We start from the raw sequence: 12,879 nt of genomic DNA, 5'->3' as shown, positions 1-12,879 counted from the left end.
TTTCGATAAATCGGTTGTTTATGGAGAGAACCTGAGTAAATTGCATGGAAGGCTAACTGTTTTGCGTTCGGGCAATTGCGAGGAATGAGAATTCTAACAAATCATTTTTAACCCGTTGAAATCAACTGTTTGCATATTATTATTGCTGATCAGTTTTCACACCAAACTTTTCTCTCAATATTATTTACGTGGCGAAATAATAGATGAGTCGGGAAAACCGCTTTCCAATGTAAAAATGCTGTTGCAATCAACGGGGTATGTTTACTACTCCGGGAGTTCCGGCTCATTTGGGATCATGTCGAACGTTGCCAATGACTCCATTACTCTTTCTCTTGACGGCTTTCGACTTACCGGTGCAAGACTGGACTCCAGGAAATATCTTTCCATTACAATGAAAATGTTACGGGCAGTAGGAAATACTGCTAAGCCGCGACTGGCATCTGTAACTAAAGATCTGAAAATGGATGAAAAACTCCGCTGGACTTTTGCCGGAGAAACCTACAGCACACTTCTCGAAAATAATTTTATTCCCGCTTCCCGGTTTCCGGAAACAGGATTTGCCATGAATATTGATAAAGCTGCCTACAGCAACGTGCGCCGTTTTCTCAACATGCAAAGCACCGTGCCACCCGATGCTGTACGCATGGAAGAAATGCTCAATTACTTCAACTTTAGCTACAAAGAGCCTGATAAGGGGAAAGATTTTGATTTTGAATCGCGGCTCAGCAGTTGTCCGTGGAACAAGGAAAACGAGTTGCTGTTCCTAAAAGTTTGCGCTCGCAAGACAGATCCTGATAAAGTGCCTCCAAGTAATCTTGTTTTTCTTATTGATGTTTCTGGTTCTATGGACATGCCTAACCGCTTGCCTTTGCTGCAATCGGCATTTAAGTTAATGGTCGATAACCTGCGTGAAAAAGATACTATTTCCATTGTTGTGTATGGTGGAACAGTTGGCGTGTGGCTTCCTCCAACATCGGGAGCGGAGAAAGCCAAAATAAGACAATCAATAGAAGAACTGACCGCTGGTGGTGAAACACCTGGCGAATCTGGTATACAGCAAGCGTATAAACTAGCTCAAAATAAGTTTATTAAAAATGGTAATAATCGCGTTATTCTTGCGACTGACGGCGATTTCAACGTAGGGCAGAAGAACGATGAAGAGCTGGAAAAATTGATCTCGAGTTACCGTAACTCCGGCATTTATCTCACGTGTTTGGGAGTGGGAATGGGCAACTATAAAGATTCAAAACTGGAGATATTGGCAAAAAAAGGAAATGGCAATTTTGCCTATCTTGATAATGAACGCGAAGCTGAAAAGGTGTTGGTAAAGGAACTGATGCAAACCTTGTATGCGATTGCAGATGACGCCAATTTGAAAATTATTTTCAATCCTGAAATGGTAAGCGAATACCGGTTGATAGGATTTGATAATAAAGTAAATGCTGTAATTGATTCCAGCAGTGAACTGGAAGGCGGTGAAGTGGGCAGCGGTCACACGCTGATGGCAATGTTTGAAATAAAACCCACCGTCATCAACAAAGGCCACATAACAGACTCTATTTCTTCAGAGCGATTATCGACCGTTGTGCTTGATTATAAGAAACCACGTGACAGTACATTGTTAAAGCTATCATACGACTGCCCGTTGTCATACAAAAGTTTTGACAAATTGGATTCCTGCTATCGCTTTGCCTCTGCGGTTGTTATGTTTGGTTCTATATTGCGTGAATCAAAATTTGTGAAAGCTGTTGGCTGGAACGATGTAAGCATACTCGCTGCTTCATCGTACGATCCAAAAGATGTGGTGCAGCGGGAGTTTCTTACCCTCGTTGATAAAGCCAAGAAAATATATGGTAAGAGAAAAAAAGACAGGCAGAACCAGGATTGAGAAAAGTAAAAAGTAAAAAATTGGTAGCACCTAAGCTTTTACTTATTCTAATTTCGCAGAAACGCCACTTCAATGAATCCTCCCCCTGACATACAACTTATTCACGGAGAAATTGCAGATTATTATCTGGACAACGATGGTATATTGTATTCGTATTCAAAAAGTATTTTAAGAACCGTTGATAACATTGCTGCAAATGTTGAGCTGGTAAAGCAAATAACGGGAAATAAAAAAGTGCCGCTATTGATCTATTTGAAAAATTCACCGGTTCCAGATAAGGCCACGAGAAAGTTTTCCACCGAACAACTTCCAAACATTTACACCGCCATGGCGATGGTTTCGAAACCAGGACTGGCACAGTTTATCATGAAAATATTGTTCAGGCTGAAGCCGCCGCCCATTCCCATGAAATCATTTACAGATGATAAGGAAGCGAGGGAGTGGTTGTTGCATTTTGTAACACCGTAGAGACGCATTGAATGCGTCTATGGCTCGTCGATGTTTGCATGCCCGCAAATACCGCAGCATGTTTGACAAAAGACGTTATTTAATGGCACTATTGTTCGGGTGCAGCACCCAGAGACACATGCAATGCGTCTCTACGAAAGACGCCGATTGCTATAAACAATCGGCGTCTTTGATGATATTATGGAAGACACATCGAATCCGTCTCTACCTAGCTGAACATTTCTCTTACTTTATCGAAAAAGCTCTTTTCGTCTTTACCTGGTTTAGGTTCGAAGTTGGAAGACTTGTGCAGTTTTTCCATCATTGCTTTTTCCTCTGCGTTCACATGTTGCGGTGTCCAAACATTCACGTGGATCAGCTGATCACCTTTTTCATACGAATTAACAGCAGGGAAACCTTTTCCTTTCAAGCGGAAAATTTTACCGCTTTGTGTACCGGCAGGAATTTTAATTTTTGCACGGCCATCGATCGTCGGTACTTCCACATTTGTTCCGAAAACAGCGTCAGGGAAAGAAATGTACAGATCGTACGCAACATTCAAACCATCACGTTGCAATTCAGGGTGTTTTTCTTCTTCGATCAAAACGATCAAATCACCAGGTGCTCCTCCGCGTTCACCGGCATTACCTTTGCCGCCAACGCTCAATTGCATCCCTTCCTGTACTCCCGCAGGAATATCGATGGTTACTGTTTCTTCGCCATATACACGACCTTCACCTTTACAGCTACCACATTTCGCAGTGATCGTAGTGCCTTCTCCATTACAAGTAGGGCATGTAGTTACCGTTTGCATCTGACCAAGGAAAGTGCTGGTTACTTTACGAACCTGGCCGCTTCCGCCGCAGGTCGAACAGGTTTGTACACTGCCTTTATCTTTTGCCCCGCTACCAGCACAAGTGGTGCAGGAAACGTATTTTTTTACTTTAATGCTTTTGGTAACACCTTTAGCAATCTCTTCGTAGTTTAATTTCAGTTTTACGCGAAGGTTACTTCCGCGAATACCGCGTGATCTTCCGCCACCGCCTCTGCGGCCGCCACCACCACCAAAGAAATTGCCGAAAATATCATCGCCAAACACATCACCGAATTGACTGAAAATATCGTCCATGTTCATGCCATGGCCGCCATTAAAGCCACCTCTTCCATTACCGCTTACTCCTGCATGGCCGTAACGGTCGTATTGGGCTTTTTTATCAGCGTCGCTTAATATTTCGTAAGCTTCTGCTGCTTCTTTAAATTTTTCTTCTGCGGCTTTATCTCCAGGGTTACGGTCGGGGTGAAATTGCATAGCCACCTTGCGGTAGGCCTTTTTAATTTCGTCTGCCGAGGCTCCTTTTTGCACACCGAGTATTTCGTAAAAATCTCTTTTCATGCCTCAAGTAAATAATTGAGTGAATATTACTGAATGATTGAATTAATTTATTTTCCTACTACTACCTGCGCGTGACGAATGATTTTATCACCGAGGTAATATCCTTTCGTTACTTCGTCCAGTATTTTTCCGGCAAGATCAGGAGTTGGCGCTGGAATTTCGGTAATAGCTTCGTGAAGGTCCGGATTGAATTCTTCACCTTTCGATACCATCGGTTTCAAGCCTTTCGCTTGCAACGCACTTCTTAATTTGTTGAAAACCAGTGTTACGCCTTCTTTTACATTTGTATCTTCAGATGCATCTACCTGCTTCTGTGCACGATCGCAGTCGTCGAGAACAGTCAGCAAAGATGTCATGATATCTTTGCCCGCCGTTTGGATCAATTCCATGCGTTCTTTTGCTGTTCTTCTTTTATAGTTGTCAAACTCAGCCGCCTGGCGAATGTATTTGTCTTTCATTTCTGCCAGATCCTGCTCCAGTTTTTCCGTAAAGGTCATATCTGCCATCGCATCATTTAGGTGTGTGTTGCCTGGAACATCAGAATCGGAGTTAATATCCATTCCAGAATTATTTTCCTGCTCATTTTTGACATTCTTAATGTCTTCTGCTGAAGTTTTTACATCTTTTTCTTCCATATTCTTACAAGTTGACAGTGAACATAGGGTTGACAAGAATTTTGCCAACCTGTTTTTTGGGACAAATTGTCCTGAAAACGGCTGCAAAATTAAGTCAAATGACTGGCTTTATTAAGCAATTGGAAATGTAATTCATGCATTTGCCTGTTTAAATGGATTTTTTAACAAAAATTGATTGTAAAAACAGTATAAAACGAACAAATGACACTCTATTTTATGTACTGTCATTTGTTAATCAACGGGTTGGTGACGGGTAAAAGCCGAGCGTGGATGAATCGCCAACCTCCAAAAAAATCTCTTCAAAAAATCCCATGCAACCAATGAATTTGCTTGTCTTACTGCTCTCGTTATCCCTGTTTTCCTGCAAGAAAAGCGATAATAGCGAAAAGCAGCCCATCGAAAATTTGCCTACCGTGCAGCTCAGCGACGTGACGCAACAAAGACGAACCACGGATGTGTCCGTTCGCTTTAATGTGAGTGTGTGGTCAAGTTTTACTAAACCAATTACCATCACCTATGCCACGCAAGAGGGCACTGCAAAACAGGGGACAGACTTTGTGGCGGCAAATGGTACACTCACGATTCAGCCCGGCACAACCCAGGCGTATGTAGATGTAACGGTGAAGGGAGATAGCCTGCGGCAAAATGACTTGCAGTTTTATCTGCAATTCAGCAATCCACAAAACGCTCTGCTGGGTGGAACAAAATCAACCGCAACGATCCTGAATACTGATGGAACTTATTTGCCAACGAGCAACGACGGTTACTCCGCGACTGATAATTATCCCGGTTATTCCCTTGTCTGGAGCGACGAATTCAACGGCTCCGCACTTGACACAAAAGTTTGGAATACAGAGCAAGGCAACAACAATGGTTGGGGAAATCATGAGTTGGAATATTATACCGGAAGACCACAAAACGTTTTTCTTTCCAACGGAAACCTGATCATTGAGGCAAGAAAAGAAACCTACCAGGGCTTTAATTATACGTCTGCTCGTTTGACCACGCAGAACAAAAAAACGTATCAATTCGGACGCGTTGATATCCGTGCAAAATTGCCTGTGTTGAAAGGTATGTGGCCAGCGATCTGGGCGCTTGGCAGCAACATAACTACTGTTAACTGGCCGCAATGTGGCGAAATAGATATTATGGAACTCGTGGGCCAAACGCCCGGCACTGTGTATGGAACGGGGCATTGGAAAAATGCAACCAACGGACATGGTTATAAAGGGGGACAAACGTCATTAAGCAGCGGTGACTTTTCACAAAAATTCCATGTATTCAGCATTCTGTGGGAAAAAGACAGCATTCAATGGTTGATGGACGACAAGCCCTACTATAAATCAACAAAAGATATAGTAGATGGCATATATCCTTTCAACAATCCTTTCTTTTTTCTCCTGAACGTAGCCGTGGGTGGCGATTGGCCGGGGAACCCTGACGGTACAACCCAGTTTCCACAGCGAATGTTCGTGGATTATTTAAGGGTTTATCAAAAGAATTGAGGAGAGAAGATGAAAATATGAAAATTTGAGAATTTGAAAATGAGAGGTGCGATTTTGGTGAGGGATACGAGCCCCATTGACTTTCAATTAACACAGAATAGATTTCATGCTATACAGATGTGCTGCACGGAAAGAATTTTCACATTTGCATATTTTCAAATTTTCACATTCTGTATTCCTACCTTTGCCCGCTATGACAAAGTTGTTTTTAAACAAAAAGATCAGCCGCAGGATTGAAAGTGGTCACCCATGGATATTTGCTAATGAGGTAAATAAAATTGAAGGTGAAGTAAACGGCGGCGATATTGTGGAAGTGCTCACGCATGAGGGAAAATTTGTTGGTCGTGGATACATCAATCCGAAATCACAGATCATTGCGCGACTCCTGACTCGCGACAAGAAAGAAGTGATTAACGAAGATTTTTTTTACAACCGTTTGTTGCAGGCATGGCAATACAAAAAACAAATGGGCTATGAAGAAAACTGCCGTTTGATTTTTGGCGAAGCCGATTTTATTCCTGCACTCATCATCGATAAATTCAACGATTACTTTGTACTGCAAACTTTGGCGCTTGGTATTGATGTTTGGAAACCTGCGATAGTAAAAGCGCTGGAGAAAATTTTCAAACCGAAAGGTATTTACGAACGCAACGATGTTCCCGTTCGTGAACTGGAAGGATTGCCACAGCATAAAGGATTTTTGTCTGCACCATTTGATACAAAAATCGTCATCAACGAAAATGGATTAAAGTTTCATGTAGATATTGAAAATGGGCAAAAGACAGGCTACTTCTTAGATCAGCAGGATAATCGCCGAGCGATCCAGCATATTGTAAAAGACGCTGATGTTTTAGGTGCATTTACTTATACCGGAACATTTGAAATACATGCAGCACAGTATGGTGCTAAATCTGTTTTAGGACTTGATATTTCTGCGAATGCAGTTGATCAGGCAAATGAAAATGCAAGATTGAATGGACTTGAAAATATTGTACACTTCGAAGCAATGAACGCGTTTGATGTATTGAAACAATGGGGGAAAGACGGCAGACAATATGATGTTGTAATGCTTGACCCGCCTGCCTTTACAAAGAGCCGCGAAAATATTCAGAAAGCGATCACCGGTTATAAAGAGATCAATTTGCGAGGAATGAAGTTGGTGAAACCGGGGGGCTTCCTTGTAACTTCTTCCTGTACAAACCTGGTGCAGCCTGATCTGTTTTTAGAGATCATTGGCATGGCAGCAAAAGATGCAAGACGCACATTAAGACAAGTTACTTACAATGCACAAAGTGCCGACCACCCGATCATCTGGGGGTTGGAGAATACACATTATTTGAAGTTTTTGATTGTGCAAGTGCTTTAATCAATTAAAAATTAAGAATTAGGAATTAAGAATTGCATCACAGTGCAGTTTTACAATTAATAATGAATCTCTGTAGAGACGCGTTGAACGCGTCTCTTTTACAATCAGCTTGTCACAACAAATTCAACGCGTCTCTTTTAATATCAGTCTGTCACAACAAATTGAACGCGTCTCTTTTTGTTTTTACTGTTTACAACAAGTTAAACACAACCGCAGCCAGCACCGCGCCAATTACTGGGCCTAAAATCGGCACCCACGCATAGCTCCAATCTGATGTGCCCTTCCCTTTGATGGGAACAATTGCGTGAATGATACGAGGGCCCAGATCACGTGCAGGGTTAATGGCATACCCCGTAGTGCCACCCAATGAGAGCCCAATGGCAAACACAAGTATCGCTACAGGCAAAGGCCCGAGTGCTGCGAGGCCCGCGACATTTTTATCTGTTCCAAAAAATAATATCACAAAGATTAATACAAACGTGCCGATGATCTCGCTAAGCAAATTTGCCGGATAGTTTAATATCGCCGGCCCCGTCGCGAATACGGCCAATTGTCCGCCGGGGTTATCTGCCGATGCGTCGAAATGCGGTTTGTACATTATCCAGACAGTCAAAGCACCACACATGGCACCTAATATTTGCGCAGCGATATAGCTGAATACATTTGCCCATGCAAATTTTCCGGCCACTGCCAGTGAAAGCGTCACCGCCGGATTTAAATGCGCACCACTTGGTTGTGCTACTATCACACCACAAAAAACAGCAAATGCCCAGGCAGCTGTAATAACGATCCATCCTGAGTTCTGGCCCTTGGTTTTATTTAATACTACGTTTGCTACCACGCCATCGCCGAGTAAGACGAGTGTCGTGGTGCCGAGGAATTCTGAGGTGAATGGAGACATGGGATTAATTGAAAATTGAAAGTTGAAAATTGAGAATGATGGATGCATTTTGTAGAGACAAGGCACTGCCTTGTCTCTACGGGTTACACATCATAACTTGGATCGATCCAATTGCGTGAACGCTCAACGGCTTTCTTCCAGTACTTCAGCAATTCAGCAGTTTTGTTGTTATCCAATTGTGGATCAAATTTTACATCGACCGCCCATTGTTTTTTTATTTCTTCAATATCTTTCCAATAACCGACTGCAAGCCCTGCCAGATAGGCGGCGCCTAGTGCTGTGGTCTCTAAAATTTTTGGACGGATTACTGCGCTGCCAAACAAGTTTGCCTGGAACTGCATCAACATATTATTTGTAACAGCGCCGCCATCTACTCTTAGTTCAATAGATTTTCCGCCACTGTCAGACTCCATCGCTGCCAGCAGATCATGCACCTGGAACGCAATGCCTTCAAGCGCCGCACGTGCTATATGCGCAGCGGTTGTTCCCCGGGTAATGCCGAATATGGCACCTCTCGCATATTGATCCCAGTAAGGAGCTCCCATTCCTGCAAGCGCCGGAACGAAGTACACGCCACCATTATCTTCCACAGACGCAGCGAGCTTCTCACTTTCCGATGCAGCATGAAGAATGCCAAGTCCATCGCGCAACCACTGAATAGCAGCACCGCCTATGAATACGCTGCCCTCCAATGCATAAGTTGTTTTCCCGTTGATCTTCCAAGCAACTGTTGTAAGTAAATTATTTTTAGACTTCACAGGTTTATCACCCGTGTTCATCAACATAAAACAACCGGTGCCATAAGTATTTTTCGCCATGCCAGGTGCGTCACACATTTGTCCAAACAGCGCTGCCTGCTGATCTCCCGCGATACCCGCAATTGGAATTTTTGTAGCGAATAGAGTGGTGGCCGTTTCTCCATACACTTCGCTGCTTTCTTTTACATCAGGCAAAATGTTTTTCGGAATATTGAGTAGTTGCAATAATTCATCATCCCATTGCAGTGTGTGAATGTTAAACAACATCGTTCTACTTGCATTGGTAACATCCGTAATATGCATTTTACCACGAGTAAATTTCCATACAAGCCATGTATCAATTGTGCCGAAACAAAGTTTTCCCTGCTCTGCTTTTTTTCTTGCACCTGCAACATTGTCAAGGATCCACTTTAGCTTGGTAGCAGAAAAATAAGCGTCGATTACCAATCCTGTTTTCTCTTGTATTGCATCAGCATGGCCCTCTTCTCTTAATTGATCACAGTATTTTGATGTGCGTCTATCCTGCCACACTATTGCATTGTAAACAGGTGTTCCCGTTTCTCTATCCCATACAACAGTTGTTTCGCGTTGGTTAGTAATGCCAATTGCTGCGATCTCTTTTCCTGTAAGATCCGCTTTCGCAACAGCTTCCGCGGCTACGGAAGATTGTGTGGACCATATTTCCAACGGATCGTGTTCCACCCATCCGGGCTTTGGAAAAATTTGCTCAAAGGGTTTTTGGGCAATTGATACCACTTCACCATTGTGGTTGAAAATTATCGCTCTTGAACTTGTTGTACCCTGATCGAGGGCCAGAATAAATTTTTCAGATGACATAGAATCTGTTTATATGAGCAATCATTTTATTTGTGGGTCATCAACGTTACTACTATGTGGCTTTGCTTGCGTCGCACTCTTCGGCAGTAGTAATTTTATTCAGCAATATGCACCTCCATTTTGACATTCTTAATTTTCAAGGGCGAATGCAATTCGCCCCTACCATTTGCAACTTTCAACTTTCAATTCAAAATGTATCCCTTCGCCATCGTTGTAAACTCGCTCATTTGCTGTTGTATCCACGCTTCATCACGGCCTAATTCTCTTGCAAGGACCTGGGCGACAACAGGCGCTGCTTTGATCGCTTCATGTGCATCAAGAAATAACAATCTGCAACGCCGTGCAAGCACATCATCAATGTTTCTTGCAAATTCTTTTCGCACTGCCCACACAACTTCTGCTTTTGTGAAATCGTATTTTGTAGAAATCTTTTCTTTGAACTCAGGAGATTCATTCATGAGCTCCTGTACACTTTCTATATCGGAGCCATAAACGTATAAATGATCATGCATGTTTACGCCGTCCCTGTAGCCGTGAATCTTTAATGTTTTTGTAACACAAGGTTTATAGTGAAGATGAACTTGCGCAATTGCTCTATCCACGACGTCCTGCGCCATTCTGCGATAAGTGGTCCATTTGCCGCCCGTAATGGTAACAAGATTACTTTTCGAAACGATGATCTTGTGGTTGCGTGAAATTTCTTTTGTGCTTTTGCCTTCTGTTTGCGGTGCCGCCAATGGTCGCAAGCCTGCAAACACCGACAATACATCTGCTCGCGTAGGTTTGCGTGTGAGATAGTTCGCGGCTGTGTTTAAAATGAAATTTATTTCCTGCTCCAACGCATGCGGTTCCAGTTCGATGTGATCGCGAACTGTGTCGGTTGTTCCTGTTACAAGTTTGTCGTGCCACGGCACGGCGAATAATACACGGCCATCGCTTGTTTTAGGAATCATCAACGCATGTTCACTGTCGAGGAATGAACGATCCATTACAAGGTGAATGCCCTGGCTTGGCTTTACCAGTTTTCTTGCTTCGGGTTTATCCATCAGCAACAAATCATCAACAAACACACCGGTAGCATTGATCACTGCTTTGCCTTTTACGGAGTACTCAATATTCGTTTCCTGATCTTTTACTTTTACACCGCAGACCTTTTTGTTTTGTTTTTGCAGATTAACAACACGGCAATAGTTTAGAACGCAGGCGCCCTGTTCGATTGCTGTTTGCGCAAGATTGACAGCCAAGCGTGCATCGTCAAATTGTCCGTCCTGGTAAACAACACCGCCTCTTAATCCTTGCTGGCGAATGGTTGGTAAATATTCTATTGTTTTTTTCTTTCCTATAAATTTTGATCTGCCGAGACTTAACTTGCCCGCGAGCATATCGTAGAACTTCAAACCAATTGTATAAAGAATATTATCGAAGAATGAATAATTGGGTATAACGAAAGTTTGATTTTTGGAGAGATGGGGAGCGTTCTTTAATAACAAACCTCTTTCATAGCAGGCTTCTCTTACCAAAGCTAAATCCCCTTGTGCCATATAACGAACGCCGCCGTGTACAAGTTTTGTGCTGCGGCTGGATGTACCTTTTGCGAGATCTGATTGTTCAAATAAGATAGCGGAGTACCCCCTGGAAGCTGCGTCTACCGCTGCTCCGAGGCCTGTTGCGCCGCCACCGACTATTATAAAATCCCATGTTTTTTCTTCTTTCAATTGATCTAATAACAAACTCCTATTCATGAAATTGGTTGTGCTTGTAAGATAGGGGTTTCGGTAGTAAGACGCAAGGGAGGGATGCTTCGCATCTTTTTCACCACTAACACACCGAGGGCTTAAGTTTTCACTAAGAGCTAGCGGAAAGACAAAACCACAGAGGGCATGGAAGTTTTTTTTCACAGAGGAAAGGAGGATAGTAAAACTGATAGCAAAATCAAGAAGGGTACAAGGTAAAAGGCAATTTTTTTTGTTTCATCTCGGCTGCTATTATTTACATGGCACATCCTCCTTTCCTCTGTGAAAAAAACTCCTTAACTCTGTGGTAAAAAAAGTGAAGCTTAATTTGTTCAAACAAAAGAGATATTTTGGCGGGCGAAAACAAAAAACTTGTGGCTTGTGTTTTAGTGGAGCGAAATTGTGAATCAGGTCGGCACCAGTTATAGAAAAATCTATTTATTATAAAAACAACAACAATGGCACACGTTTCTATCTATTTGAATTTTGCGGGCAATGCTGAAGAAGCATTTAACACCTACAAAAAAGTATTCGGTACAGAATTTTCCACTCCGCTGATGCGCATGAGCGACATTCCCCCATCACCGAATGCGCCTTCATTGCCAGAGTCAGAAAAAAACAAAGTAATGCACGTTGCATTGCCAATACTCGGCGGTATTGAGATCATGGCAACAGACACATTAGAAAGCATGGGTCATAAACTGATTGAGGGAAACAATGTTACTATCAGCTTGAATCCTGATACAAAAGAAGATGCCGATAAATTATATGCGGGCCTGTCAGAAGGCGCAACAGAAGCCGTAGCACCGCATGATGAATTCTGGGGCTACTGGGGCACTTGCAAAGATCGCTTTGGTATTCGCTGGATGTTTAACGTTATGAAGAAACAGTAGAGAAAATGGATCGCAGATTTTTAAGGTTTTGATGATCTTTTAAGATTTTTTAGAATTGTTTCTAACAAACAAAAATCATAGCAAATCATCACAATCTTGATAATCTGCGTCTTGTTTTTATTGTAGGCTGCTATTATTTGGAAACCTGGAACCTGCCTGAATCAATAATCTTACCTGATTTGTCCTTCACCTGGTAGATATAATAACCACGATAATAGTCCGAGAGGTCAATTATTGTTTTTTGATTACTCAGACTTTGATCATATATCTTTTTCCCTATAAAACTGAATATCTGAAGGGAGTAATCGCGTGGGTTGGAATATTTAAGATCGAAAGTAATTTGTGTGATAGCAGGATTGGGGTAGCATCGCACAGCAGTGGGTACCTCTTGTTGTGGTAACGTCGCTTGCGTGAAACCTTTTGAAGTAAGCAATAAAGAAAATAGTAATATGTAAAAAATCTTCATTGGCGATCCGGCATATTTAAGGTTAAGTTAACCTGATTCTTCAAAATTACAAATCAT

At 42.4% G+C, this 12,879-nt stretch carries 11 protein-coding genes; 5 read left to right on the top strand and 6 right to left on the bottom strand.

Annotated elements, in window-relative coordinates:
• The first annotated feature begins 115 nt into the window (after positions 1-115).
• Together QJ048_RS20930 and QJ048_RS20925 are read left to right on the top strand one after the other, a co-directional pair.
• The gene (locus tag QJ048_RS20930) at positions 116-1,888 is read left to right on the top strand and encodes a vWA domain-containing protein (protein ID WP_282336380.1); all 1,773 of its coding nucleotides are present in this window, start codon (positions 116-118) and stop codon (positions 1,886-1,888) included.
• A 72-nt stretch (positions 1,889-1,960) separates the two neighbouring features.
• Positions 1,961-2,356, top strand: coding sequence for a DUF7793 family protein (locus QJ048_RS20925; RefSeq protein ID WP_282336379.1), 396 nt, complete (start codon positions 1,961-1,963; stop codon positions 2,354-2,356).
• Positions 2,357-2,564: 208 nt separating this feature from the next.
• On the opposite strand, the gene dnaJ is transcribed toward QJ048_RS20925, so the two are convergent.
• The gene (dnaJ, locus tag QJ048_RS20920; RefSeq protein ID WP_282336378.1) at positions 2,565-3,728 is read right to left on the bottom strand and encodes a molecular chaperone DnaJ; all 1,164 of its coding nucleotides are present in this window, start codon (positions 3,726-3,728) and stop codon (positions 2,565-2,567) included.
• Positions 3,729-3,775: 47 nt separating this feature from the next.
• The gene (locus QJ048_RS20915) at positions 3,776-4,363 is read right to left on the bottom strand and encodes a nucleotide exchange factor GrpE (RefSeq protein WP_282336377.1); all 588 of its coding nucleotides are present in this window, start codon (positions 4,361-4,363) and stop codon (positions 3,776-3,778) included.
• 320 nt (positions 4,364-4,683) lie between these two features.
• On the opposite strand from QJ048_RS20915, the gene QJ048_RS20910 reads away from it, so the two are divergent.
• Positions 4,684-5,868, top strand: a complete 1,185-nt coding sequence (locus tag QJ048_RS20910) for a family 16 glycosylhydrolase (protein WP_282336376.1) — start codon at positions 4,684-4,686, stop codon at positions 5,866-5,868.
• Positions 5,869-6,061: 193 nt separating this feature from the next.
• Positions 6,062-7,234 carry a class I SAM-dependent rRNA methyltransferase gene (locus tag QJ048_RS20905; RefSeq protein ID WP_282336375.1) on the top strand — a complete coding sequence of 391 codons (1,173 nt, stop codon included), beginning with the start codon at positions 6,062-6,064 and terminating at the stop codon, positions 7,232-7,234.
• A gap of 190 nt (positions 7,235-7,424) precedes the next feature.
• Here QJ048_RS20905 and QJ048_RS20900 read toward each other — a convergent pair whose 3' ends face one another.
• The 3 genes from QJ048_RS20900 to QJ048_RS20890 form a co-directional block, all read right to left on the bottom strand.
• On the bottom strand, positions 7,425-8,135 hold the full coding sequence (locus tag QJ048_RS20900; RefSeq protein ID WP_282336374.1) for an MIP/aquaporin family protein: 711 nt from the start codon (positions 8,133-8,135) through the stop codon (positions 7,425-7,427).
• Positions 8,136-8,218: 83 nt separating this feature from the next.
• Positions 8,219-9,730, bottom strand: a complete 1,512-nt coding sequence (gene glpK, locus QJ048_RS20895) for a glycerol kinase GlpK (protein ID WP_282336373.1) — start codon at positions 9,728-9,730, stop codon at positions 8,219-8,221.
• Positions 9,731-9,912: 182 nt separating this feature from the next.
• Positions 9,913-11,472 carry a glycerol-3-phosphate dehydrogenase/oxidase gene (locus tag QJ048_RS20890; RefSeq protein WP_282336372.1) on the bottom strand — a complete coding sequence of 520 codons (1,560 nt, stop codon included), beginning with the start codon at positions 11,470-11,472 and terminating at the stop codon, positions 9,913-9,915.
• A 449-nt stretch (positions 11,473-11,921) separates the two neighbouring features.
• Between QJ048_RS20890 and QJ048_RS20885 the strand changes: the two genes are divergently transcribed.
• A complete protein-coding gene (locus tag QJ048_RS20885) occupies positions 11,922-12,356 on the top strand; it encodes a VOC family protein (protein WP_282336371.1) in 435 nt (144 codons plus the stop codon).
• 133 nt (positions 12,357-12,489) lie between these two features.
• Here QJ048_RS20885 and QJ048_RS20880 read toward each other — a convergent pair whose 3' ends face one another.
• Complete coding sequence (locus tag QJ048_RS20880) at positions 12,490-12,822, bottom strand: T9SS type A sorting domain-containing protein (protein ID WP_282336370.1); 333 nt, start codon at positions 12,820-12,822, stop codon at positions 12,490-12,492.
• Between the last annotated feature and the right edge of the window lie 57 nt (positions 12,823-12,879).

It is taken from the genome of Pinibacter soli, assembly GCF_029961145.1.
Classification (GTDB): domain Bacteria; phylum Bacteroidota; class Bacteroidia; order Chitinophagales; family Chitinophagaceae; genus Pinibacter; species Pinibacter soli.
The sequence above is the reverse complement of the archived record's forward strand: the minus strand, read 5'-3'. Positions and strand labels throughout refer to the sequence as shown.

Bases quoted from the DNA above. Each gene is read 5' to 3' on its own strand.
- QJ048_RS20880 (WP_282336370.1), bottom strand. From the start codon at position 12,822: ATGAAGATTTTTTACATATTACTATTTTCTTTATTGCTTACTTCAAAA.
- QJ048_RS20915 (WP_282336377.1), bottom strand. From the start codon at position 4,363: ATGGAAGAAAAAGATGTAAAAACTTCAGCAGAAGACATTAAGAATGTC.
- QJ048_RS20905 (WP_282336375.1), top strand. From the start codon at position 6,062: ATGACAAAGTTGTTTTTAAACAAAAAGATCAGCCGCAGGATTGAAAGT.
- QJ048_RS20890 (WP_282336372.1), bottom strand. From the start codon at position 11,472: ATGAATAGGAGTTTGTTATTAGATCAATTGAAAGAAGAAAAAACATGG.
- glpK (WP_282336373.1), bottom strand. From the start codon at position 9,730: ATGTCATCTGAAAAATTTATTCTGGCCCTCGATCAGGGTACAACAAGT.
- QJ048_RS20910 (WP_282336376.1), top strand. From the start codon at position 4,684: ATGAATTTGCTTGTCTTACTGCTCTCGTTATCCCTGTTTTCCTGCAAG.
- dnaJ (WP_282336378.1), bottom strand. From the start codon at position 3,728: ATGAAAAGAGATTTTTACGAAATACTCGGTGTGCAAAAAGGAGCCTCG.
- QJ048_RS20925 (WP_282336379.1), top strand. From the start codon at position 1,961: ATGAATCCTCCCCCTGACATACAACTTATTCACGGAGAAATTGCAGAT.
- QJ048_RS20900 (WP_282336374.1), bottom strand. From the start codon at position 8,135: ATGTCTCCATTCACCTCAGAATTCCTCGGCACCACGACACTCGTCTTA.
- QJ048_RS20885 (WP_282336371.1), top strand. From the start codon at position 11,922: ATGGCACACGTTTCTATCTATTTGAATTTTGCGGGCAATGCTGAAGAA.